The sequence below is a fragment of the Candidatus Accumulibacter aalborgensis genome (genome assembly GCF_900089955.1).
Lineage (GTDB): Bacteria > Pseudomonadota > Gammaproteobacteria > Burkholderiales > Rhodocyclaceae > Accumulibacter > Accumulibacter aalborgensis.
The window spans coordinates 26,597-48,590 of record NZ_FLQX01000110.1 but is presented as its reverse complement, the minus strand read 5'-3'; the positions used below and the strand labels follow the sequence as shown (position 1 = coordinate 48,590).

General features: G+C 63.0%; 22 protein-coding genes. 10 read left to right on the top strand and 12 right to left on the bottom strand.

The window, feature by feature from the left end:
- Nucleotide 1 precedes the first annotated feature (1 nt).
- The 5 genes from ACCAA_RS10570 to bufB form a co-directional block, all read right to left on the bottom strand.
- Nucleotides 2-829: a glucose 1-dehydrogenase gene (locus tag ACCAA_RS10570; protein ID WP_245754538.1), complete on the bottom strand. Its 828-nt coding sequence runs from the start codon at nucleotides 827-829 to the stop codon at nucleotides 2-4.
- A gap of 36 nt (nucleotides 830-865) precedes the next feature.
- Nucleotides 866-1,357 carry a DoxX family protein gene (locus ACCAA_RS10565; RefSeq protein WP_186407212.1) on the bottom strand — a complete coding sequence of 164 codons (492 nt, stop codon included), beginning with the start codon at nucleotides 1,355-1,357 and terminating at the stop codon, nucleotides 866-868.
- A gap of 72 nt (nucleotides 1,358-1,429) precedes the next feature.
- On the bottom strand, nucleotides 1,430-1,726 hold the full coding sequence (locus tag ACCAA_RS10560) for a BufA1 family periplasmic bufferin-type metallophore (RefSeq protein WP_186407211.1): 297 nt from the start codon (nucleotides 1,724-1,726) through the stop codon (nucleotides 1,430-1,432).
- A gap of 127 nt (nucleotides 1,727-1,853) precedes the next feature.
- Complete coding sequence (locus ACCAA_RS10555) at nucleotides 1,854-2,681, bottom strand: HvfC/BufC N-terminal domain-containing protein (protein WP_186407210.1); 828 nt, start codon at nucleotides 2,679-2,681, stop codon at nucleotides 1,854-1,856.
- Entirely contained in the window at nucleotides 2,665-3,519 is an 855-nt protein-coding gene (gene bufB / locus ACCAA_RS10550) for an MNIO family bufferin maturase (RefSeq protein WP_245754537.1), read from the bottom strand. Before bufB ends, ACCAA_RS10555 begins: the two co-directional genes overlap by 17 nt.
- 18 nt (nucleotides 3,520-3,537) lie before the next feature.
- Between bufB and ACCAA_RS10545 the strand changes: the two genes are divergently transcribed.
- Entirely contained in the window at nucleotides 3,538-4,470 is a 933-nt protein-coding gene (locus tag ACCAA_RS10545) for a PAS domain-containing protein (RefSeq protein WP_186407209.1), read from the top strand.
- 88 nt (nucleotides 4,471-4,558) lie between these two features.
- Here the strand turns inward: ACCAA_RS10545 and rpoH are convergent, their stop codons facing one another.
- Nucleotides 4,559-5,443 (bottom strand): RNA polymerase sigma factor RpoH, encoded by an 885-nt coding sequence (rpoH, locus tag ACCAA_RS10540; protein ID WP_186407208.1) that lies wholly within the window; start codon nucleotides 5,441-5,443, stop codon nucleotides 4,559-4,561.
- 308 nt (nucleotides 5,444-5,751) lie between these two features.
- Here rpoH and ACCAA_RS10535 point away from each other — a divergent pair, with 308 nt between their 5' ends.
- Nucleotides 5,752-7,764 carry a fused MFS/spermidine synthase gene (locus ACCAA_RS10535; protein ID WP_186407207.1) on the top strand — a complete coding sequence of 671 codons (2,013 nt, stop codon included), beginning with the start codon at nucleotides 5,752-5,754 and terminating at the stop codon, nucleotides 7,762-7,764.
- Nucleotides 7,765-7,800: 36 nt separating this feature from the next.
- A complete protein-coding gene (locus tag ACCAA_RS10530) occupies nucleotides 7,801-10,761 on the top strand; it encodes an ankyrin repeat domain-containing protein (protein ID WP_186407206.1) in 2,961 nt (986 codons plus the stop codon).
- Between the two features lie 26 nt (nucleotides 10,762-10,787).
- On the opposite strand, the gene ACCAA_RS10525 is transcribed toward ACCAA_RS10530, so the two are convergent.
- Nucleotides 10,788-12,815, bottom strand: coding sequence for a diguanylate cyclase domain-containing protein (locus tag ACCAA_RS10525; RefSeq protein ID WP_186407205.1), 2,028 nt, complete (start codon nucleotides 12,813-12,815; stop codon nucleotides 10,788-10,790).
- A gap of 131 nt (nucleotides 12,816-12,946) precedes the next feature.
- Here ACCAA_RS10525 and ACCAA_RS10520 point away from each other — a divergent pair, with 131 nt between their 5' ends.
- Both ACCAA_RS10520 and ACCAA_RS10515 read left to right on the top strand, forming a co-directional pair.
- Nucleotides 12,947-13,159, top strand: a complete 213-nt coding sequence (locus ACCAA_RS10520; protein ID WP_186407204.1) for an antitoxin MazE family protein — start codon at nucleotides 12,947-12,949, stop codon at nucleotides 13,157-13,159.
- On the top strand, nucleotides 13,156-13,479 hold the full coding sequence (locus tag ACCAA_RS10515) for a type II toxin-antitoxin system PemK/MazF family toxin (RefSeq protein ID WP_186407203.1): 324 nt from the start codon (nucleotides 13,156-13,158) through the stop codon (nucleotides 13,477-13,479). Before ACCAA_RS10520 ends, ACCAA_RS10515 begins: the two co-directional genes overlap by 4 nt.
- Before the next feature lie 101 nt (nucleotides 13,480-13,580).
- On the opposite strand, the gene ACCAA_RS10510 is transcribed toward ACCAA_RS10515, so the two are convergent.
- The 5 genes from ACCAA_RS10510 to petA all read right to left on the bottom strand — a co-directional run bounded on the left by ACCAA_RS10510 (nucleotide 13,581) and on the right by petA (nucleotide 17,437).
- Nucleotides 13,581-14,015, bottom strand: coding sequence for a ClpXP protease specificity-enhancing factor (locus tag ACCAA_RS10510; RefSeq protein ID WP_186407222.1), 435 nt, complete (start codon nucleotides 14,013-14,015; stop codon nucleotides 13,581-13,583).
- 78 nt (nucleotides 14,016-14,093) lie between these two features.
- On the bottom strand, nucleotides 14,094-14,690 hold the full coding sequence (locus ACCAA_RS10505) for a glutathione S-transferase N-terminal domain-containing protein (protein WP_186407202.1): 597 nt from the start codon (nucleotides 14,688-14,690) through the stop codon (nucleotides 14,094-14,096).
- A gap of 103 nt (nucleotides 14,691-14,793) precedes the next feature.
- The gene (locus ACCAA_RS10500; protein ID WP_186407201.1) at nucleotides 14,794-15,504 is read right to left on the bottom strand and encodes a cytochrome c1; all 711 of its coding nucleotides are present in this window, start codon (nucleotides 15,502-15,504) and stop codon (nucleotides 14,794-14,796) included.
- A 13-nt stretch (nucleotides 15,505-15,517) separates the two neighbouring features.
- Nucleotides 15,518-16,837, bottom strand: a complete 1,320-nt coding sequence (locus tag ACCAA_RS10495; protein WP_186407200.1) for a cytochrome b — start codon at nucleotides 16,835-16,837, stop codon at nucleotides 15,518-15,520.
- A gap of 3 nt (nucleotides 16,838-16,840) precedes the next feature.
- On the bottom strand, nucleotides 16,841-17,437 hold the full coding sequence (petA, locus tag ACCAA_RS10490; protein WP_186407199.1) for a ubiquinol-cytochrome c reductase iron-sulfur subunit: 597 nt from the start codon (nucleotides 17,435-17,437) through the stop codon (nucleotides 16,841-16,843).
- A gap of 277 nt (nucleotides 17,438-17,714) precedes the next feature.
- Here petA and ACCAA_RS10485 point away from each other — a divergent pair, with 277 nt between their 5' ends.
- From ACCAA_RS10485 to ACCAA_RS10465, 5 genes are all read left to right on the top strand, one after another.
- The gene (locus ACCAA_RS10485; RefSeq protein ID WP_186407198.1) at nucleotides 17,715-18,422 is read left to right on the top strand and encodes an aldehyde dehydrogenase family protein; all 708 of its coding nucleotides are present in this window, start codon (nucleotides 17,715-17,717) and stop codon (nucleotides 18,420-18,422) included.
- A gap of 4 nt (nucleotides 18,423-18,426) precedes the next feature.
- A complete protein-coding gene (locus ACCAA_RS10480) occupies nucleotides 18,427-19,383 on the top strand; it encodes a D-2-hydroxyacid dehydrogenase (protein ID WP_186407197.1) in 957 nt (318 codons plus the stop codon).
- Nucleotides 19,384-19,444: 61 nt separating this feature from the next.
- Nucleotides 19,445-20,161: a molybdate ABC transporter substrate-binding protein gene (modA, locus tag ACCAA_RS10475; protein ID WP_245754536.1), complete on the top strand. Its 717-nt coding sequence runs from the start codon at nucleotides 19,445-19,447 to the stop codon at nucleotides 20,159-20,161.
- A gap of 7 nt (nucleotides 20,162-20,168) precedes the next feature.
- The gene (gene modB, locus ACCAA_RS10470) at nucleotides 20,169-20,831 is read left to right on the top strand and encodes a molybdate ABC transporter permease subunit (protein WP_186407195.1); all 663 of its coding nucleotides are present in this window, start codon (nucleotides 20,169-20,171) and stop codon (nucleotides 20,829-20,831) included.
- Nucleotides 20,828-21,961: an ABC transporter ATP-binding protein gene (locus ACCAA_RS10465; RefSeq protein WP_186407194.1), complete on the top strand. Its 1,134-nt coding sequence runs from the start codon at nucleotides 20,828-20,830 to the stop codon at nucleotides 21,959-21,961. The genes modB and ACCAA_RS10465 overlap by 4 nt, the downstream gene beginning before the upstream one ends.
- Nucleotides 21,962-21,994 lie beyond the last annotated feature (33 nt).

Here is a 21,994-nt window from a genome sequence, read left to right as displayed (position 1 = left end):
CTCATCCTCCTTCGCGGAATTCGGGATACAGGGTCATTCCGCCGTCTACATAGAGCGTTGCGCCCGTGACGTAGTCGGAGTGATCCGAAGCGAGCCACACGGCGGCCCTGGCAATATCCCGCGTCTCGCCGACCCGGTAGTAAGGGATGAGCTTCAGCAAGGCCGCTTCCGCCTCCGCAGTCGCCCACGCCGAGGTATTGATGGGCGTCTTGATCGCGCCCGGCGAGATGGCGTTGACGCGGATCTTGTTCATCGCCAGTTCCTGCGCCATGGTCTTCATCAGCATCGCGACACCGCCCTTGCTCGCCGCGTAGTTGGCGTGCCCGGCCCAGGGGGTGACGTCATGCACCGACGACAGGCAGAGGATCTTGCCCAGCGAGCACGATAGTTGCGGCACCAGGCCGCGGCGCAGGAACTCGCGCACCGCTGCACGCGCACACAGGAACTGGCCGGTGAGATTGACGTCGATCACCTTGCGCCACTGGGCCAGGGACATCTCGTGAAAGGGAGCGTCCTGCTGCAAGCCGGCGTTGTTGACCACGATGTCGATCGAGCCCAACTCGGCAACTGCACGCCGGAACATCTCCTCCACCTGCTCCTCGCTGCTGACATCGGCCTTGATGGCCAAGGCGCGGCTACCGGTAGCGCAGATTTCATCGACCACCCGGTGGGCATTTTCGTCGTCGGCGACGTAGTTCACCACCACGGCCGCGCCGGCTTCTGCCAGTCCCTTGGCGATCGCTTCGCCGATGCCCGAGTTGGCACCCGTCACGATCGCCCGCTGACCGTCGAGAGTGGTTTCCCGAATGTTGGTCTGGTGCATCCGCATTTCGCACATTCCACATGACTCAGTCATCACGTCACCTCAGACAGGAAATTTACGGCGAATCAGATGGTCGAGGGAAAGCTTGCCGGGACCGTGAAATAAGGTCACCAAGAGGAGCAGACCCCAATACTGGTGATCTTTCAGGCCCACCTCGGAGAGGTCGGGATACGAGATCACCGCGATGATGTTGAACACGAACAATACGGCGGCAGAGAGCCGCGTTCCCAGGCCCAGCACCAGCAGCACGGGCAGGAACAACTCGACGCCGGTACCGAGGTAGGCAGCCACTTCCGGCGGTAGGCCGGGAACCGCGTATTCGTTTTCGAACAGCGCGACGGTGGACGACCAGGAAGCGATCTTGGTCAAGCCCGACTGAAAGAAGACGCTGCCGACCAGCAGGCGGATGCCGAAGTCAAGGCCAGGGGCCAGCCATTCGGCGGCGCGCAGCGCGAGTTGTGCGCAGCGCACGATACGGCCAGGGTTGTCGGCGGGTACGCTGATGCTGCCGTTTCGATTCGCTACCAGATCCATTTCACTCTCCTTCAGGATTGATCGGCGCCGCCCTGTCCGTTGCGGCTGCCTTGGACAGGGCGCATGCCAGGCTTACTTGCCCGCGGCGCCGCCCGGTTTGGCCATCGCGCTGGTGGTCACCGTGCCGCCGGCGATCTTGTCGCAAGTTCCTGTCGGCACGTACACCCAGGCCTCCGGGTCGCGATCGGCCTTGGCGGTTCCCGCGCACGAACTCTTGCTCGTGCCACAGTCGTTCTTGCCCGCCTTGACGATGCCGGCGCACTTTTCGTTGTCGCCGGCTGCGGCGATGGCCTGGCTGCTTGCGGCACTGACGCCGAGAGCCAGCAGACCGGCGATTGCACTGCGGATGATTTGCTCGGAATGGTTCATGGTTGGTTCTCCCTACGGGTTGGTTGAAGAGATCAGACAGGATGGCTTCCTATCTGTGGTCAGTATGCAGAGCGGACTTCACGCCCTGTTCACCGGAAGATCACGTTTCTGTCAACGCGATGACTGGCTACACGACCCGCAAACCAGGCGAGGTCGCCGGCCCGATGGTGCGGGAAACGTTTGTTGCGACGACGAAACCGACCAAAGTGGCGTCGCTGGCCCGCTTGATCAGAAACGCCTCGAAGTCGAAGCGGGCGTCGGCTGCATAGGCCGGCATCAACGCATCCTGAAGCGGGACGCCGCGCGCAAATGCGGCAAGCAATGCGAACTCCGCGGTGCCGACGGATTCGATCTCCACCGCATCACCCCGACGGCGGATCAACAGCCGCACCGCACCCGCGGCGAGGTCGACCGTCGCGATCTCGCCGCCGGCCGGCTGGTTGGCCTGCCAGATGCGGTCGATCGGAAAGGGCGATGCCAGGAGGCGGCAGCTCGGATGCAACTCGAAACGCAGCGACGGCAGCGACGCTTCCGCGACCGTTCTCAGCCCGTCGAGCGCCAGCGGACAGCGGTCGGCGGCGTGAAACGATTCATGCCAGCACCACTCGAGTCGCGCCACGTCGCCGAGATAGGGCAAGCCGGCCGCCGGCGGGAAGTGCTCGAGATAGGCAGCGAACTCGCCACCGAAGTCATGCAGGTTGCCATGGCGCGACGGATGGCGCGGGATATAGCGCTCAGCGGCAAAACGGAAGAAGTCATCGCCTACCAGCCGCTTGACGACCGGATAGACGTCGCTCAGCGCCGCGCGATAGTTGTGCATGATATCGTTGCGGTAGATCGCCAGCCGCGCTGCCGACGCCATGCCATGGGCGCAGACGAAAGCCTCGGCCGCACGGTCGGTCGCGTCGAACATCGCGCGGACGAAAGCAAGCTCCAGTTCATGCAGCGAGGGCATGTCGTTCCTCCTGCAGGCGGTCGGCGGTAGCAGCCTCTTGCAGCAGCACGGCCAGCGTCGGCAGGTCGCTATCCCACTCGATCAGCATCGGCAGTGCGCCGAAGAGGTGGACGGCCTCGCCGTACAGTTGCCACACCGCATCGGCCACGCGCGTGCCGTGGGTGTCAATGAGCAGGCCGTCGGCCAGGTCGAAGCCGGCGAGGTGTAGCTCGCCAACCGCCGACGGCGGCACTGCGTTCAGGTAGCGCCGCGCGTCAAAGCCGTAGTTGTAGGCACTGACGTAGATGTTGTTGATGTCGAGCAGGATGGCGCAGCCGCTACGGGCGGCGACCTCGGCGATGAAGTCCCATTCGTCGATCGTCGAATGCGAAAACTGCAGGTAGCTGGAGACGTTCTCGACCAGGATCTGGCGGCCGATGGCGTCCTGCGCTTCGCCCACGTGCGCACACACGACAGACAGGGCCTCCTCGGTGTACGGCAGCGGCAGGAGGTCGTTCACGTGCCTGCCGGCAACGCTGCTCCAGCACAGGTGCTCCGATACCAGGCCGGGCTCGATGCGCGCGATCAGGGCGCGCAGGGCGCGCAAATGGTCGCCGTCGAGGCTGTCTGTCGTGCCCAGCGACAGGCCGACACCGTGCAGACTGATCGGATAAGCTGCGCGGATGCGCTCCAGGTAGTGCAGCGGCTGACCGCCGGCGCCGAAGTAGTTCTCCTTGCTCAGCTCAGTGCCGAGGCAGCCGCGCGAGGCGCGCTGGTCATTCCCGATCGCTGTGCGAGCGATGACCTCCAGACGCTCCAGCGCGCCATCGAGGTGCTCGGCGAGGGAGCCACCAGACAACAACAACATACCGGCGAGGTGGAGCAACGACGCAAGCAGATCGAGGCCGCGCTTCAGTTGAGCGAAGAGCGTTATGCACTCGCCCTGCGCGGTAGCAGCGACGGCTTGTGGGAATGGAATCGGCTGAGCGGTGAAATGCTGCTTTCGCCGCGCTGGAAAAGCATGCTCGGGTTTGCCGACAGCGAGTGGCTCGGCAGCCGTGAACGGTGGCGGGAGCGCATCCATCCGGCCGATCTGCCAAGGGTCGAAGCCGCGCTCAAAGCCCATCTCGAGGGATCCGGCGAGCCGTATGAAGAGCAACTCCGCATGCGACACCGGGACGGCGGTACGCGCTGGATATTGTCGCGGGGGACCGCCATCCGCCATGCCAGTGGCAAGCCCTACCGCGTGGTGGGGCTGGATACCGACGTCACCCGCATCCGGCGGATCGAAACGATCCTCAACGAAATCGTCGAAGGCATTGCCGGCGCCGTCGGCGAGGCGTTCTTCCACACACTGGTCCAGCATTTCGCCCAGGCGCTACAGGTTTCCTGCGCTTTCATCACCGAATGCGCCGATTACCCGACGAGCCGCCAGCGCACTCTCGCCTTCTGGTCCGACAGCGCCTTTCGGGAGGACATCGAATATGACCTGCCCGGGACGCCCTGCGAGACCGTTGTCAAGGAAGGACGGATCTGCTTTCACCCGAAAAACGTCGGAGCCCTCTACCCCGTCGAGGCGGGTTATGAAGGTTATCTCGGTATTCCAATCTTCGCCAGCGACGGCAAGGTCATCGGCCACCTCGCTTTGCTCGATAGCAAGGAGATGGCTGACGACATGCTGTTCGCATCGATCTACCGTGTCTTCACGGCACGGGCGGGCGCCGAGATGGAAAGGAAAATTGCTCTCAAAATGCTGCAACGACAGGCGGCGACGCTTACCCCCGCCGCCGCCCTCGGGGCGAGTGTCTGACGCCGGAATCGGCAGTCAGCGGCAATGTGCAAAAGGCTTCCGCAGGGGTCGAGCGAGGCGGGCGTTCCCGCCATCACACGGTGACCCCCTACGCTTCGGCGACCAGTAGGGTCAGGGTGGCACGCATCTTTTGCATGGCCTTGACTTCAATCTGGCGAATGCGCTCGGCGGAGACACCGAACTCTGCCGCCAACTCGTGCAAGGTTGCAGGGTTTTCGTCGACCAGCCAGCGCGCTTCGACAATCCGGCGGCTACGCGGATCAAGGCTGGCCAGCGCACTCTGCAGGCCCTCGTTGTGCAGATGCTCGCGGGCACGGTTTTCGAGCACCCGAACGGGTTCGCTTGAGCTGTCGGCCAGATAGGTGATCGGCGCAAATACCTCATCATCGTCGGTGTCGCCATCGAGCGCCAGGTCATGACCCGACATGCGGGCTTCCATTTCGACGACCTCGTCCGGCTTGACGCTCAAACGGTGGGCAATATCCGCGACCTGCCCGGGACCGAGCGTTTCGCTGGTCGGTTTCATGCTGCGCAGGTTGAAGAACAGCTTGCGCTGCGCCTTGGTCGTTGCCAGCCTGACCATCCGCCAGTTCTTCAGGACGTACTCATGAATCTCGGCCTTGATCCAGTGGATGGCGAAGGATACCAGGCGAACACCGCGTTGCGGATCGAAACGCTTCACCGCTTTCATCAGGCCAATATTGCCTTCCTGGATCAGATCGGCGTGCGGCAGACCGTACCCCAGGTAGCCGCGCGCGATCGAAATCACCAGACGGAGATGCGAAAGGACCAACTCGCGCGCCGCGTCGAGATCGGCTTCGTCGCGGAAACGGGTGGCCAAGCGGAACTCCTCCTCCTGGGTCAACAGCGGAAACTGTCTGGCCGCCTGGATATAGGCATCAATACTGCCACCTGCACTGCCACCTGCACTGCCAAGAGCGGGAAGGGCGGGTAAAGCAAAGGCTTGCGTCATCTGAATTCCTCCTTGCGTGTGACTGAACTATTTTAGCACTCGCTGGTTGAGAGTGCCAATCTGCGGAAAGATTCGCCAGGACAAGCGCTTTGCGGCAAAGTGGGAGGTCGTCGGCAAGAGGCTCCGATGGTCAGCGAGGCGGGGTGCGCGGAGCAAAGCGTGCGCACGCAGCCGTTGCGGTCGCCGCGCAGGGCGCACCTGCTTTCGATCTATCACCATTTCTGTCATCATCGCCGCCCTTGCCCGCCTACCTTACGGCGACAACCTTGACCTGACGGGTCGCCGCTTCACCACCTCAGGATGCCTTGATGATCAGCTTTGCCATTACCGTCTTCCTGTCCGCCTTTCTGTTGTTCCAGGTCCAGCCGATCATCGCCAAGATGATCCTGCCGTGGTTTGGTGGTTCATCGTCGGTTTGGAGCGTCTGCCTGGTCTTCTTTCAGGCCGAGCTTCTGCTTGGCTACCTGTACGTCCATCTCCTGCACGAATCGTTTTCGCCACGGCGCCAGAACATCGTCCATTGCGTGCTGCTTCTGCTGAGTCTGGCGACACTGCCGGTCGTCGCCGACCCCACGTGGCGAGAAACGGCCGCTGAAAACCCGACCTGGAGTGTGCTCGTCGTGCTCGCCTCGGCAGTCGGCATGCCCTATCTGCTGCTGTCGACCACCGGCCCGTTGATGCAGGCATGGTACGCACGCTCGTTTGCGAGTCTGATGCCCTACCGCCTGTATGCCCTCTCGAATCTGGCTTCGATGCTGGCGCTGCTGAGCTATCCGGTCCTCGTCGAACCGTATTTTCCGGTGCACGAACAGGCCTGGGCCTGGTCGGCGGCGTACGTCCTGTTCGTTCTCGCCTGTCTCGGCAGCGCCTGGCAATCGTGGCAGGGGGTGTCGGGCGAACGGGAAAGAGTGGCCAGTGCTGCCGAGTCAACACCACGTCCGCCATGGCGCGAGTGCCTGCTATGGGTCGGCCTGGCGATGACCGCTTCGATCCTTTTGCTGGCCGTCACTCGCCATCTGACGCAGGACGTGGCACCGGTACCTTTTCTCTGGGTCTTGCCGCTCAGTATTTACCTGTTGAGTTTCATTCTCTGCTTCGACGCGCCGCGCTACTACTCCCGGCCGGGATTCCTGGTGGCCCTGCCGTTCGCCTTCCTGGCCGTCGACCGGGTGCTCGACGGCGGCCTGGCAGTGCCGATCCTGGTCGCCCTGTTGTCGCTATCGCTCTTCGTCTTCTGCATGGTCTGTCACGGTGAGCTGGTCAGGCGCAGGCCACCGGTTCGCCACCTGACCCTGTTCTACCTGATGCTCTCGATTGGCGGCGCATTGGGGGGTTCATTCGTCGGTCTGCTCGCCCCGGCGGTGTTCAACGCCTATTTCGAGCTGCCGATCGGTCTGTTCCTGTGCGCAGCGCTGGCGGCCATCGTCCTCTGGCGCGAACTCCGGCCAGCGTGGCGCTGGCTCGTTCTGGTGGCTCTGCTCGCTTATGGCTACCGTCTGGCAGAAATTTCGGTTGACTACGTCGCCGACTACCGCCGGGTGCTGCGCAACTTCTATGGCCAGTTGCGTGTCGCAGACCTCAACGACGACGGCCTGGGCATCAAACGCGCGATCTACCATGGCCGAGTCAATCATGGCGAACAGTTCCTGGCTGCCGAGTACCGCCGACGACCGACGGCCTACTATTGCGAGAAATCGGGCATTGGCCAGGCCCTGCGCAGCCTCTCCGGAGAGCCGGCGCTGAAGATCGGCATTCTCGGCCTCGGCACCGGCACGCTGGCCACCTATGGACGACGCGGTGACGAAATGCGCATCTACGAAATCAACGAACAGGTCGTCGACCTGGCGCGCAACGATTTCACTTACCTCGCCGACAGCGCCGCCCGGATTGTGCCGGTGCTCGGCGACGGCCGTCTGATGCTCGAACGCGAGCCAGCCCAGGATTTCGACCTGCTGGCGATCGATGCGTTTTCCGGCGACTCCATCCCGACGCACCTGCTGACCCTCGAAGCCATGCAAGGCTATCTGCGCCACCTGAAAAGTGACGGCCTGCTAGCCATCCACATCACCAACCGCTATCTCGATCTACGACCGGTCGTCGCCGCTGCTGCCGACCGACTGGGCAGAACGGCGATCATCGTTGACCTGACTCCGGATGCGGATGATCGCTTCTGCCGTCATTCGGTCTGGGTGTTGATGATGCGGCCGGAGCGGCTAGAGAGTCTGCCGGAGGACCTGAAGAAAGCCGAGGTGCTCGTTCCTCGCCCCGGGTTCACGGTGTGGACCGATGCTTTCTCGAATCTGCTGAAGATCCTCAAGTGAAATGCCACACCGAAACCGGACCGACCGAGGCGAAGCATGAAAATTCTTGAATACAACGGTCTCGACACCTCCCGCGTCAAGGCCGCTTATCGCAAGGTGGCGGAGGCCATCGCTCGTGACGACTTCCGCGCTGCGCAGGTCAAGAAGCTCACCAACCTCAGCCACGGCAAGTTCTACCGCGCCAGGCTCGACGACGCCGACCGGCTACTGTTCTCGCTGGTCCGCCACGGCGACGAGGTCTGCGCTCTGATGCTCGAGGTGATTGCCAATCACGATTACGATAAATCGCGCTTTCTGCGTGGCGCGCCGATCGACGAAAGCAGGATTCCAGACATCGGCGCCGAAGAAGCCATCCGGGAAGCTCAGCCGGTGCGCTACCTGCACCCGCAACGTACCGCGATTCATCTGCTGGACAAGCCGATCTCCTTCGACGACACGCAGGAGGCCATCTACCGCCAGCCACCGCCGCTGATCGTCGTCGGCAGCGCCGGCAGCGGCAAGACCGCGCTGACCCTCGAAAAGCTCAAGCATAGCGAAGGCGAGGTGCTTTACGTCACCCATTCCAGCTACCTCGCACAGAGCGCCCGTGACCTGTACTACGCCAACGGATTCGAACATGCCGGGCAGGAAGCCGTTTTCCTCTCCTACCGCGAGTTCGTCGAGTCAATCCGCGTACCGCCGGGCCGGGAAGCCACCTGGCGCGATTTTTCCGGCTGGTTCGGACGACTGCGGCAGACGTTCAAGGAGTTCGACGGACATCAGGTCTTCGAAGAGATTCGCGGCGTGCTGGCCGCGGGGTCCGACGGCGTCCTGACGCGCGCCGGCTACCTGGCGCTCGGCGTCCGCCAGTCGATCTTTCCCGCCGATCTGCGTGACCGGCTCTACGATGCGTTCGAGAAATACCGCGCCTGGCTGGCCGAGGCGAAGCTCTACGACCTGAATCTCGTCGCCCAGGATTGGCAGTCTCTGGCTGCGCCGCGCTACGACTTCGTGGTCATCGATGAGGTGCAGGACATCACCACCGTGCAACTGGCGCTGGTCTTCAAGACACTGAAGAGACCCGGTCATTTCCTCCTCTGCGGCGACTCGAACCAGATCGTTCATCCCAACTTTTTCTCGTGGAGTCAGGTCAAGAGCCTGTTCTGGAAGGACCCGAAGCTGGCCGAGCGGCAGGAGTTGCGCGTCCTGACCGCCAACTTCCGCAACGGACTGGAGACCACTCGGGTCGCCAACCAGTTACTGAAGATCAAGCAGCGGCGTTTTGGCTCGATCGACCGCGAGAGCAACTTTCTGGTCCAGGCGGTCGGTGGCGAAGCCGGGCAAGTCGCCCTGATGCCCGACAAGGACACGGCAAAGCGCGAACTTGACCGGAAGATTCGCCAGTCGACGCAGTTTGCTGTATTGGTAATGCGCGACGAAGACAAGGCCGAGGCAAGAAGGCACTTCGCGACACCGTTGCTGTTCTCGATCCATGAAGCCAAGGGCCTCGAGTACGAGAACATCGTCCTCTACCGCTTCATCTCGGACCATCGCGCCGAGTTCAGCGAGATTGTCGAAGGTGTCGTCAGCGCCGATCTGCTCGTCGAGACGCTGGATTACCGGCGGGCGAGAGACAAGAGCGACAAGTCACTGGAGATCTACAAGTTCTTCGTCAATGCCCTCTACGTGGCGCTGACGCGCGCCATAAAAAATGTTTACGTCATCGAGTCGGACATGACGCATCCGCTTTTTGGCCTGCTCGGCATGACTCCCGGCCAGGTCACCGTCGAGGCCAGACAATCGACCTTGGAAGACTGGCAGAAGGAAGCGCGCAAGCTCGAGCTGCAGGGCAAGCAGGAACAGGCCGAAGCCATCCGCAGCACGATCCTGAAACAGTCTCCGGTACCCTGGCCGGTGTGCAACGAGACTAAGGTCGTTGAGTTGCTGGTCAAAGTGTTCCGCGAACAGGCACCGGGCAACAAGATGAAGCAGCAGCTCTACGAATACGCAAGCTGTCATGACGAACCGCAACTCGCGGCCTGGCTGGCCGGAGAAGCGAAATTCGACCAGGCCAGCAATTTTCCCCAGCAACGCGCGACCTTCGGCCGAAAGACATACGTCCCCTACTTCGCCAACCATTTCAAGGACATTCTGAAACAGTGCGACCTGTATGGGATCGAGCATCGTCTGGCGATGAACCAGACCCCGCTGATGGCTGCCGCCGCGGCCGGCAACGTGCCGCTGGTGGAAGCCCTGATCGAGCGCGGCGCCAACCGCGACGCCGTCGATCACTATGGCTACAACGCGCTGCACTGGGCTTTGCGCGAGGCTTTCCGCGAGCCGAAATTCGCCCGCGGCCCGCTGGCCGGACTCTACGAACAATTGGCCCCGGCCAGTATCGACGTCAATACCGGCGAGCGCCTGGTACGCCTGGACCGGCATCTGTCCGAATACTTCCTCTTCCAGACGCTGTGGGTCCTGTTCAAGTCGCGCTTCACCCACGCTCAGCGCAGAGCCAACGGCGCCTTCGACACCCAGGCCATCATCGAGGCCTGGCAGCACCTGCCGGTCAATGTCGTGCGTCCGGAGCGCAACAAGCGCCAGTATCTTTCCAGTGTCCTCGCGCGTAACGAAATCGAACGCGACTACGCCTACAACAGGGCCTTGTTCAAACGCGTCTGCCAGGGCTGGTATCAGTTCAATCCAGGACTCGCCGTCCGTCGCCGGCAAGGCGACCATGAGCACTGGCTACCCATCTACGCCGCGCTCAATCTGCCGCTGATCAATGAATTCTCGCGCACGGACAACTGGGACTGGCGCGACAGTATCCCTGAGGCAATCGACAGCTATCTGGCTTGGGCGGGGCTGGGCAGGCGCAGCACACCGATCGCCGCCGAGCGCTCGGTCGCGCGAGCAGCGGCTGCAGTGCACGAGCCCGCCGGATGGACTGGTGCGGCGGCAAATCGCCTGGAGATCGAACGGCTGCAGCGGCAATACGACGAACGCAAAAAGCGCTGATCGTCAAGCAGTGCCAGCGTGGTCGCTCAGCACTGCGACTGATTGAAGCAAATCCTGTTGCGCCCTTCCTCCTTGGCTTGATACATCGCCGCATCGGCCCACTTGAGGAGGGTGTCCGGGCTCGCGCCATGACTGATGAACAAGGTCACGCCTATGCTTGCGGTGCACTGATGCTCGACGCTTGTATCCGGTTTTCCATCGCGCGTGATGGTCAGCCGATAGGATTGCGACAAAGTGGCCCGGATTTTTTCAGCAACCGTTCTGACTTGTGCAGTCGATTCGGCTTCATCCGCCTGGAGATCGCTCAATACGACGACAAACTCGTCACCGCCGAATCGCGCCACGGTGTCCGTCTCGCGGATACAACTTTTCAGTCGACCCGCCACCTCGATGAGGAGCAAATCGCCGAATTCGTGCCCATGCGTATCATTCAGTGGTTTGAAGTTGTCCAGATCAATGAACATCAGCGCGCCGTAGCATCCGCTGCGCTTGCTGGCAACCATCGCCTGGCGCAAGCGGTCGTCGAGTGTCAGTCGGTTGGGCAGTCGCGTCAAGGCATCATGGAAAGCCAGATGATGGATCTTGTCCTCGGCCTGTTTGCGCTCGGTCACGTCATGCGAGACGACGACGACGCGTTTGGTGCGGCCTGCGTCGTCCCTGATGACGCCACTGCGAGATTCCAACAGGCGAATGCGGCCGTCGGCCATCACGAAGCGAAACTCGAGTCGCTGCCCAATTCCTGTCGCCACCGCCTGACGAAAGGCCCCCATGACTCGCTCGCGGTCATCCGGATGGATATCGGCAAACGACGAGGTGCCGGAAATATTGCGCTTGCCGAGCAGACGTGCGTACGACGGACTGTTGTACAGCCGCCGCCCTTCGCTGTCGAGAACGGCGACGAAGCCGTCGAGATTCTCGGCGATCAAGCGAAAGAACTCCTTCTGCTCACGCAAGGCGGCCTCCTGCTGGGCCAGGATGGCCAGCAAACGATTGAAGCTGCCGATCAGTTCGCCGATTTCGTCCAGGCGCGCAATGGGCAAGGGTTGCGGCGGTTCGTTGGTTTCCGGCACCGCGGCGAGCATGTTCGCCGCCTCGACCAAGGGAAATAGCTGCCGGCGCACCATCCACCAGGTGAGCGCAGCCGCCAGCAGCGTAAAAAACAGCGTGGCGAACAGGGTTCGCTGCTGCATGGCGCGAATGGGCGCAAAAGCCTCGGCGGTCGGCAGGATAGCCACCATGTCCCAACCCACCACAGGAATCCGCTTGGATGAAGTCAGTATTTCGACGCCAACGGCGCTGACGTAAACGACGGTACCCTCGTAGCCGGCGATGAAGCGATCAATCGTCGGGTTGATGCCGGCACCGGGAAGCGTGGCCATGACGCGGCTTGGGTCGGTGGCGGTAACGATCAGACGGTACTGCGGCGCGACAAGAACATAGCCGCCGGTCTTGCCGTAGCTGCTCTTGCTGAGCTGGTCCAGGAAACTGGGGAGCTCAAGGCTCGTCACGCCGCACAGCGCACCGATCACCTGACGCGAACGGTCGCGAATCGGCGTCGCCATGACGAAAACCGGGCCTTTCATGCCCTTGCCGATGAACGGCCTACCGATCGTCGCCCGGCCGTCCCTGAGCGCCGCTACGATGTAATCCTGGTCGCTGTAACTGACACCCATCCGTCCTGAGGAGAGCGGAACGTCGGCAATTGCGGTGCCATCGAGTCGAACCACGAAACTTCCGGCGTTGAAACGCGCCGCCAGTAGCAGACGACCTTCGAGGAACTTCTGCACAACGGCGGGGTGACTCAGCAGGTCCGGGGTCAGGCTGGCGGCGACTTCAGCGAGCACTTCGAAGCGCCCGCCCAGTTCCTGATTCAGATCTGCCGCGATGAAGGAAACCGTTGAGAACTGCTGGTCACCCAAGAGCTGTTCTATATCCTCACGCAGCACCCTGCTGGTATAGAAGGCCAGCGACCAGATGCTCGTCAGGAAAATGGCCAGCGTGAAGAAGGTGATTCTGGTCTTCAGCCACCGCCACTGAAAGATACTTACGTTCATGCAGTCTCTCAGTGTCGATGATCTGGGCGAAGGAGTAAAGGCCAGGCTTACCGTCGCTCGGCACAGGCCACCCCTTGAGTTACATGTAACATTGCGCTAGAATGCTTGGGGCCACTTACCGGAGTGCATTCATGCGAACGACCATTGCTGAACGAGTGCAAAAGCACCGCGCTGGATTGCGGGCTGCCGGGCTACGCCCGGTGCAGATTTGGGTGCCGGATACGCGGCGTAGTGGCTTTGCGGATGAGTGTCGCCGCCAATCGCAGGCGCTGTCCGACGACCTGCAGGAAGCGGTAATGTTGAGCGCACTGGCCGCAGCCGCCGATACCGAGGGCTGGAAGTGAGGCGCGGCGATCTGGTCTCGCTTCCCCTGGCAACCGTGGACGGCGCGCCGCGACTGGCGCTGGTCATTCAGTCGGACCTGTTTGCCGCACATCCGTCGGTGACCATCCTTCCGGTCACCCACGAGGTGCGCAATACTCCGCTGTTTCGGGTTCCAGTGAACCCTGGCGAAAGAAACGGGCTGGACAAGCCGTGCGAGGTCATGGCCGACAAAGCGCAAACCGTTGCTCGCAGCACAGTCGGCGACCTGCTTGGCCATCTTGCCGAAGAGGACATGCTGGCGGTCAGCAGGGCGCTGGCGGTGTTTCTGGGTGTTGTTTGATCAACGAGTGTGACGGGAGAAGCGAGCACTGTTGTCGTTCATGCGCGGGGGGCGGCAAGCGCGGCGCACGCCGGGGCGGCAGCACGTATCTTGAGGCCCGTTCACTTGATGCGCTGCAGCTTGGGCCGACCGGCTGGCGGTGTCGTCGGCGGCTCAGGTGGGCCGTCGTGGTCGGCATTCGGCGAGGGTTCGGCAGTGTCCGCCGGATCCACGGCCGCGCCCTCGCTTTCGGGATCGAAGGCCATGCCGGCACCGTTCTCACGCGCATAGATGGCGGCCACGTTGCTGATCGGGATCGAGATATCGCGCGCGACGCCGCCGAAACGGGCCTGGAAAGTAATGCCGTCGTTGGCAATCGTCAACCTGGCGGTCGCTTCATAGTCGACGTTGAGCACAATCTGCCCGTCGCGAACATGCTCCCGCGGCACGCGCGTATGGGCGTCGACCAGCACCGCGAGGTAAGGGGTGAAGCCATTGTCACAGCACCATTGATGAATGGCGCGAATCAGGTAGGGTTTGGTCGACGGCAAGTCCACGTTCATTCCAGTCACGAGGGATTGAGGTGCGGCAAGCACCCGGCAACTGTGGACATTGCCGGGTGCTGCTTGCCGCGTCTACTTGCGCATGGCTTTCTCTGACGGCGTCAGCGCATCGATGAAGCCCTGACGGCTGAAGATCCGCTCGCCATACTTCATCAAGGGCGCCGCGACTCTCGACAACTCGATACCGTAGTGATCGAGCCGCCAGAGCAGCGGCGCGATGGCGACGTCGAGCATCGAGAACTCTTCACCGAGCATGTGCTTCTGCTTGACGAAGACCGGGGCCATTTCAGTGAGGCGATCGCGAATTTGTTGACGAGACTTGTCTGCGGCCTTGCTGTTCTTTTCCAGCGGTTCGATGTAGGCAAAAACCTCACGTTCCATGGTGATCAGGAGTTGGCGCGCACGCGCACGCATGATCGGGTCCGCGGGCATCAACTGCGGATGCGGAAAGCGCTCATCGATATACTCGTTGATGATGTTCGGCTCATAGAGGATGAGGTCGCGTTCAACGAGTACCGGAACACGGCCATAGGGGTTGATGATGGCGATGTCTTCCGGTTTGGCGAAGAGATCGACATCGATCACCTGGAAATCCATACCCTTTTCATAGAGCACGATACGGCAACGGTGACTGAACGGGCAGGTGGTTCCCGAATAGAGATTCATCATGATCAATACCCTCAAAAACGAATCGGCATCGCGACGGCGACGGGTGCTTTTCGCGCCCTTGCCGGCGATGCCGCGGCCTGAAAACTGGCGCTTGTTCTTCGGCTTACTTGACGTCTTTCCAGTACGCTTTCTTCAGCGGATAGGCGACGCCGAAGAGAACGACGAGAAAAGCCAGCACGCCAAAACCGAGCCGCTTGCGGAAACCGGCATCGGGCTCGGACATCCATACCAGGAAGCCAACCAGATCAGCGATCTGTTTGTCGTACTCGGCAGGCGAGAGTTTGCCGGGAACAAGCAGTTCAAGATGGTGATCCTTGTTTAATTCCTGCAAGCCCTGCGACTCCCAGAGGACGTTGGGCATGCCGACGTTCGGGAAAAGAGTGTTGTTCCAGCCGGTGGGCCGTTTTTCGTCGACGTAGAAGGAGCGCAAATAGGTGTACAGCCAGTCGGCACCACTACCCTCTTCCGAAGCACGGGCGCGCGCGACCAGCGTCAGGTCCGGGGGGGCCGCGCCAAACCACAGCTTCTGCTCGTCCGAACGAGCCGCGATGCGCATCGGTTCGGCGATCTTGACCGCCGTGAACATCAGGTTCTCCTTGACCTGCTGCTCGGTCAGGCCGAGTTCGGTCAGGCGACTGTAGCGGACGAAGCTGGCTCCATGGCAGTTCAGGCAATAGTTGACGAAGGTCCTGGCGCCGCTTTGCAGGGCTGCGTTGTCGCCCTGCACGTCCGGCGCCTTGTCAAGGTGGACACCCGCGCCACTGGCCAGAGCGATGACCGGGGCAAAGAGCAATGCCGTAAGCAGTTTTTTCATTTTTTGCATTCCTTCACATCGTCACGCGGTCGGGTTCCGGCCTGTACTTGTCTATCTTCGACCACCAGGGCATGGTCAGGAAGTAGAGGAAGTAGTACGCGCTGAGAAGCTGCGCCACCGGGGCGCCCGGGATGACGCCGAAGAAAACGTAGGACGGCGGTTTCGTGCCAAGGAAACCAAGAATGACAAACGCGATCACGAAGATGGTCAGCAAGGTCTTGAAGATCGGGCCACGGTAGCGGATCGACTTGACCGGACTACGGTCGAGCCACGGCAGAAAGGCCAGAATCACGACGCCGCCACCCATCGCCACGACACCCCAGAACTTGGCGTCGATGCCAAACAACGGCCAGACCATGGCGCGCAGGAGAGAGTAGTAGGGCGTGAAATACCACACCGGAGCGATGTGCAGCGGGGTCTTCAGTGGATCGGCAGGGAGGAAGTTGTTGTACTCGAGGAGGTAACCGCCACCCTCTGGCGCGAAGAAGACGATGATCGAGAAGACCATCAGGAACACCACCACGCCGACGATATCCTTGACCGTGTAGTACGGGTGGAAGGGTATGCCGTCGAGCGGATGTCCGTTGGCATCCTTGCGCTTCTTGATCTCGATGCCGTCCGGGTTGTTCGAGCCGACTTCATGCAGCGCGAGGATGTGTGCGGCGACGAGGCCGAGCAGCACCAGCGGCACCGCGATGACGTGAAACGAGAAGAAGCGGTTGAGCGTCGCGTCGCCGACAACGAAGTCGCCACGAATCCAGATCGACAGTGGCTCGCCGATCAGCGGAATCGCAGAGAACAGGTTGACGATCACCTGCGCTCCCCAGAACGACATCTGTCCCCAGGGCAGCAGATAGCCCATGAAAGCCTCGGCCATCAGACACAGGAAGATCAGTGTGCCGAAGATCCAGATCAGTTCGCGCGGTTGCCGATAAGAACCGTACAACATGCCGCGGAACATGTGCAGATAAACGACGACGAAGAATGCCGAAGCGCCGGTTGAGTGCATGTAGCGGATCAACCAGCCCCAGTTGACGTCGCGCATGATGTATTCGACGCTGGCAAAAGCCACTGGAATGCCATTCGCGTTGAGCGAAGCGTCCGGCTTGTAGTGCATGACGAGGAAGATGCCGGTGACGATCTGGATGACCAGCACGAGCATCGCCAGCGAGCCGAAGAAGTACCAGAAGTTGAAATTCTTCGGCGCATAGTACTCGGACAGATGCGCGCGCCACATCGACGTTGCCGGGAAGCGGGCGTCAACCCACTCGAGCAGATGGCCCTGCAGGGAACCGTCAGACTTGTACTTCTCGAAATCCGTATTCGACGCCATGGCTTAAGCCCCCTTCTTGTCTTCGCCGATGAGAATGCGCTTCTCCGACAGGTACATGTGCGGCGGCACCTCAAGGTTGTCCGGTGCCGGCTTGTTCTTGAAGACCCGCCCGGCGAAGTCGAAGGTAGAACCGTGACACGGGCAGAGGAAGCCGCCCAGCCAGCTACTGTCCATGCCGTCCTCGCTACCCTTCTTGAATTTGGCCGATGGCGAACAGCCCAAATGGGTGCAAATCCCGACGGCAACCAGAATTTCAGGCTTGATCGAGCGCCCCTCATTCTTGCAGTACGCCGGCTGCATCGGCTTTTCCGATTTCGGATCCGCCACCGCGTCATCGAGCTTGGGCAGCGTTTCGAGCATATTCGGGGTACGGTTGACGATCCATACCGGTTTTCCTCGCCACTCGACGGTCATCATCTGACCAGGCTCCAGACTGGCGATGTCAACTTCGACCGGCGCACCGGCCGCCTTGGCTCGCTCGGACGGCAGCATACTCGAGATGAAAGGCACGAGCGCGACTATTGCCCCCACGCCGCCGACCGCAGCGGTCGCGACGATCAGCCGCCGCCTCCCGCCGTCCACTTTGCACTCATTGCTCATAGCGCTGGTTCCCAGGACGTAATGAAAAGTTGGTACGAACTAAACCGCCGCATTATACGACAAACCCGCGGCGGTTTGAATCGCTGGACTTGCGACAGCAGGATCGCTTTGCCTGGCCATTGAAGTCATCGGCCTTCAGTTGTCGGTAATCGCCCGGCCATCGTCTGGTGGTCGACAGCTTCCGTTTTGCCCGGTGGCGGAATACTATTGGGCACGCCGCTGCTCGCCCGCTGCCCGCTGGGCGACGCGTCATCTGGCCACTTTGCCGAGGAGTGCAATGACCGAAACCGATGAAATCCTGGCCATCCCACTGTGGATCAACGGCCACGCATATCTGACCATGGCGCCAGCTTTTTTCGATGTCCGCGACCCGAGGAGTGGCCAGATCAAGCGGCGGACACCCCTGTGCGGGAGCGTCGAAGCGCTGGCTGCCGTCGACTCGGCAAGCGCTGCGCTGCCCGCCTGGTCGGCCCGCGCGGTCGGCGAACGTGCGGCACTGCTCGCGCTGGTCGGCGATGAGTTGGCGGCATACGCGGAACACTTTGCCGGCCTGATCGCTGAAGAGACCGGCAAGGACGCTGTTCTCGCAGCGGCCGAGGTGGGCGACACCGTCGCTCTGCTGCGCGGCGCAGCAAGCGACGACACGGCGACCACCGGCAGCAGCCGCATCGTGGCCATCGTCAGCGACGACGGCGCGCCCTTGCTGGGTCTCTTGCAAGCGGCCGTTCCGGCCCTGCTGACGGGCGCAACGGTGATCCTCAAACCGAGCCCGAAAGCGCCCGCGGCGGCCTTCGCGCTGGCTGAACTGACGGCGCTGAGCGGTTTTCCGGGCGGCGTGGTCAACGTCCTGCAGGGGGACCTGGCGGCGATCGAAGGCCTTTGCGCAGCGCAGCAAGTCAGCCTCGTGTTCTTTGCCGGTGATCCGGCGCTGGGCGCCAGAGTGAGCGCCATCGCCGATCGTCACGGCAAGCCTTTTGCCGACTGAAGCCATGCACCGCATCGTCTATCTCGAACGCGATTCGATCATCGCCGAGGTTCGCCGGCCGGATTTCCCCCATCACTGGGTCGAACATGCGAAAACCTTGCCGGCCCAACTCGAAGGCCGACTCGCCGACGCGACGATTGCGATCGTGAACAAGCTGCCGATTGGCGCGGCACTGGTCGGGGCACTGCCGGCATTGAAGATGGTCGCCGTCACTGCGACCGGCACCAACAACGTCGACCTCGAAGCCTGCCGCGCCCGCGGCATCGTCGTTGCCAACATTCGCGGCTACGCCGTCCATACCGTTCCCGAGCATGTCCTCGCCTTGTTGCTGGCGCTGTCGCGCAATCTGCTCGGCTATCACCAGGCCGTAGCAGCCGGCAACTGGCAACGTTCCGACCAGTTCTGCTGTTTCGACTACCCGATCCGCGACCTGCACGGGGCGACGCTCGCGCTGATCGGCAGCGGTAGCCTCGGCAGCGGTGTCGCCCGACTGGCCGAGGCTTTCGGCATGCGCATCCTGCGCTGCGAGCGCAAAGGCGCGCCAGGCGTCCGTCCGGGTCACACGCCATTCGCCGATGCCCTGCGCGAGGCTGACGCGGTCTCGCTGCACTGCCCGCTGACGACAGCGACGACAGACCTGATCGGCGAGCCCGAACTGCGCGCCATGAAGCGTTCAGCCCTGCTGATCAACACCGCGCGCGGCGGTCTGGTCAATGAGACAGCGCTGGCGCGGGCCTTGCAGGAAGGCTGGATCGCCGGCGCCGCTTGCGACGTGTTGACCACCGAGCCGCCGAGCGCGGGCAACGTGCTTTTGGCACCGCAACTGCTTGCGCTGCCCAACTTCCTCCTGACGCCGCATGTCGCCTGGGCAAGCGGCCCGGCGATGCAGGCCCTCGCCGACCAGTTGACCACCAACCTCGAAGCCTTCGCCCGCGGCGAGCCGCAGAACCGGGTCGCCTGAGCCGATGCGTCAGGGGTCCCGGCGGCGCCTTTGCCTCTTGCCGCTGGCTTTTTTTGCCAGCATGAGCCTCGCCGACGCGCCTCGTGTGGCCGCGGCCGCCGACCTGAAGTTCGCCCTCGGCGAGATCGCCGCCACCTACGCCCAGCAGACCGGCAGCAAGGTCCAGATCTCCTTCGGTTCTTCCGGCAATTTCGCCCGCCAGATTCCGCAAGGAGCCCCTTTCGACCTCTTCCTGTCGGCCGACGAGGACTACATTTTCCGCCTGGCGGCGCAGGGCCTGCTGCGCGACCGGGGTCGACTGTACGCCATTGGCCGTATTGCGCTACTGGCGCCACCCGGATCGCCGCTGCCGGTCGATGGCCAACTGCGCGGCCTGGCCGCGACGCTTGCCGATGGCCGCCTGCAGCGTCTGGCGATCGCCAACCCCGCACACGCGCCCTACGGGCGGGCCGCCCGCGCCGCCCTCGAACATGCCGGCCTCTGGCAGGCGCTGCAGGGCCGACTGGTGTTCGGCGAGAATGTTGCCCAGGCGGCGCAGTTCGCGCTCAGCGGCTCGGCCCAGGGCGGAATCGTCGCCTGGTCGCTGGTCCGCTCGCCGGAACTGTCGGAACGTGGCGAAGCAGCGCTGATTCCCGAGAGCTGGCACCCCCCCCTGCGCCAGCGTATGGCGTTGACCAGACGGGCGAGCCCGGAGGCGACGGCTTTCTACGACTACCTGCAACAACCCGCTGCACGCGCCGTCTTCGAACATTACGGTTTCTCGTTGCCGGCCAGGTGATCAGCTCATGGACTGGCAGGCCCTCTCGCTGTCGCTGCAACTGGCTGCCGCCACGGCGCTGTTGCTTCTCCCTTTCGCCGTCTGGCTGGCGCGGCGACTCGCGTGGTCGCCGTTTCGCGGCCAGGGCGCCATCGAAGCGGCGATCCTGTTACCGCTGGTCCTGCCACCGACGGTGCTCGGCTACTACCTGCTGCTCGGCTTCGGCGGCGCTTCGCCGCTGGCTGAGTTGTACCACGCGCTGACCGGCCGGGCACTGGTGTTCACCTTCGACGGCCTGCTCGCCGCCTCGTTGATTTTCAACCTGCCTTTTGCCGTCCAGCCGATGCAGCGCGCCTTCGCGGCCATTCCGCGCGAAGTGCGCGAAGCGGCGTGGGTCTCCGGCCTGTCGCGCTGGCAAACTTTCCTGCGCGTCGAACTGCCGCTCGCCTGGCCGGGAATCGCCGCCGCGCTGGCGCTGACCTTTGCGCACACGCTAGGCGAATTCGGCGTCGTCCTGATGGTCGGCGGCAGCCTACCCGGCGAGACGCGAACCATCGCCATCGCTATCTACGACCAGGCGCAGGCGTTCAACGATTCGGCAGCGGCCGGAATGTCCGCCCTGCTGTTGGTCCTCTCGTTCATCGCCGTGGCGCTGGTCAGCCGTCTCGGCCGTTCAGTCACCGGCCGATGACCCTGAGCGCCCGACTCGAACAGTCGGCACCGATCCCGCTGGCCGCCGACATCACCTGTGCGAACGGCGAACTGCTGGCGCTGGTTGGCCCGTCGGGCAGCGGCAAGTCGACCATCCTGCGCTGCCTCGCCGGGCTGCACCGGCCGACCGGCGGCCATGTGCGCTGTGCTGACGAAACCTGGTTCGACGCCGGCCGCGGCGTCAATGTGACGCCGCAACAGCGCCGGGTTGGCTTCGTCTTTCAACACTACGCGCTCTTCCCGCACCTGACGGCACTGGCCAACGTGGCGCTGGCCCTGCACCATCTGCCGGCCCACCAGCGCGCCGCGAAGGCGCGTCAATGGCTGGCGCGCGCCAACCTCGAAGGCCTCGAGACGCGTCGCCCCGGCGAGCTCTCCGGCGGCCAACAGCAACGCGTGGCGCTGGCCCGCGCACTGGCCCGTGAGCCGCAGGTGCTGCTGCTCGACGAGCCGTTCTCGGCGGTCGACCAGGTCACGCGCCGCAAACTGCTACGCCAGTTGATCGAGCTGCGGCGCTCGCTGGCCATCCCGATCGTCCTCGTCACGCACGACCTGGAAGAGGCGAGCCTGCTCGCCGACCGGATGACCGTTCTCCATCACGGCCGCACACTGCAGACGGCGCCTCCGGACGAGATGCTCGCGCGGCCGGTAAGCGCACTCGTCGCCCGTCTCACCGACCAGCCAAACCTCTTTGTCGGCCAGGTGCGACAGCAGTCGCCGGAAAGCGACACGACAGTCGTCGAATGGCTAGGCCGACCGCTACTGGCGACTCACCAGCCGGATTTTGCGGTCGGCGACACGGTCTGCTGGCTGGTTCCCGAGGGCGGCGTCGTCCTGGTGCGCGAACACCAGGTCGATCGTGAGAACACCGTCGCCGCACGGGTCAGCGAAAGACTCGCCTGGCGCGGCCACGCGACGGTGACCGCGCGCGTCGCCGATCGCCGCGACGCAGCCCTGTCGTTCGCCATAGGCGCGTCGGTTGCGCAACGGCGCGGCATCGACCCCGGCGCCAGCGTACTGCTGCAGTTACAGAAATCAGCCATTCGCCTGATCCCCGCCGACCCGGCCATCATCGCCCAACTCGGCGCTGCCGGCGATCTCCCGCCATGATCACAGCCCGCAAAGAGCCGTGCAGGCTCGCGT

What these genes read in the sequence shown, in the direction of transcription:
- modA (WP_245754536.1), top strand. Translation starts at nt 19,445, where the DNA reads ATGAGCCTCGCCGACGCGCCTCGTGTGGCCGCGGCCGCCGACCTGAAG.
- ACCAA_RS10565 (WP_186407212.1), bottom strand. Translation starts at nt 1,357, where the DNA reads ATGGATCTGGTAGCGAATCGAAACGGCAGCATCAGCGTACCCGCCGAC.
- ACCAA_RS10495 (WP_186407200.1), bottom strand. Translation starts at nt 16,837, where the DNA reads ATGGCGTCGAATACGGATTTCGAGAAGTACAAGTCTGACGGTTCCCTG.
- modB (WP_186407195.1), top strand. Translation starts at nt 20,169, where the DNA reads ATGGACTGGCAGGCCCTCTCGCTGTCGCTGCAACTGGCTGCCGCCACG.
- ACCAA_RS10465 (WP_186407194.1), top strand. Translation starts at nt 20,828, where the DNA reads ATGACCCTGAGCGCCCGACTCGAACAGTCGGCACCGATCCCGCTGGCC.
- ACCAA_RS10570 (WP_245754538.1), bottom strand. Translation starts at nt 829, where the DNA reads ATGCGGATGCACCAGACCAACATTCGGGAAACCACTCTCGACGGTCAG.
- rpoH (WP_186407208.1), bottom strand. Translation starts at nt 5,443, where the DNA reads ATGACGCAAGCCTTTGCTTTACCCGCCCTTCCCGCTCTTGGCAGTGCA.
- ACCAA_RS10525 (WP_186407205.1), bottom strand. Translation starts at nt 12,815, where the DNA reads ATGAACGTAAGTATCTTTCAGTGGCGGTGGCTGAAGACCAGAATCACC.
- petA (WP_186407199.1), bottom strand. Translation starts at nt 17,437, where the DNA reads ATGAGCAATGAGTGCAAAGTGGACGGCGGGAGGCGGCGGCTGATCGTC.
- ACCAA_RS10535 (WP_186407207.1), top strand. Translation starts at nt 5,752, where the DNA reads ATGATCAGCTTTGCCATTACCGTCTTCCTGTCCGCCTTTCTGTTGTTC.
- ACCAA_RS10520 (WP_186407204.1), top strand. Translation starts at nt 12,947, where the DNA reads ATGCGAACGACCATTGCTGAACGAGTGCAAAAGCACCGCGCTGGATTG.
- ACCAA_RS10560 (WP_186407211.1), bottom strand. Translation starts at nt 1,726, where the DNA reads ATGAACCATTCCGAGCAAATCATCCGCAGTGCAATCGCCGGTCTGCTG.
- ACCAA_RS10555 (WP_186407210.1), bottom strand. Translation starts at nt 2,681, where the DNA reads ATGCCCTCGCTGCATGAACTGGAGCTTGCTTTCGTCCGCGCGATGTTC.
- ACCAA_RS10500 (WP_186407201.1), bottom strand. Translation starts at nt 15,504, where the DNA reads ATGAAAAAACTGCTTACGGCATTGCTCTTTGCCCCGGTCATCGCTCTG.
- ACCAA_RS10485 (WP_186407198.1), top strand. Translation starts at nt 17,715, where the DNA reads ATGACCGAAACCGATGAAATCCTGGCCATCCCACTGTGGATCAACGGC.
- ACCAA_RS10530 (WP_186407206.1), top strand. Translation starts at nt 7,801, where the DNA reads ATGAAAATTCTTGAATACAACGGTCTCGACACCTCCCGCGTCAAGGCC.
- ACCAA_RS10505 (WP_186407202.1), bottom strand. Translation starts at nt 14,690, where the DNA reads ATGATGAATCTCTATTCGGGAACCACCTGCCCGTTCAGTCACCGTTGC.
- ACCAA_RS10480 (WP_186407197.1), top strand. Translation starts at nt 18,427, where the DNA reads ATGCACCGCATCGTCTATCTCGAACGCGATTCGATCATCGCCGAGGTT.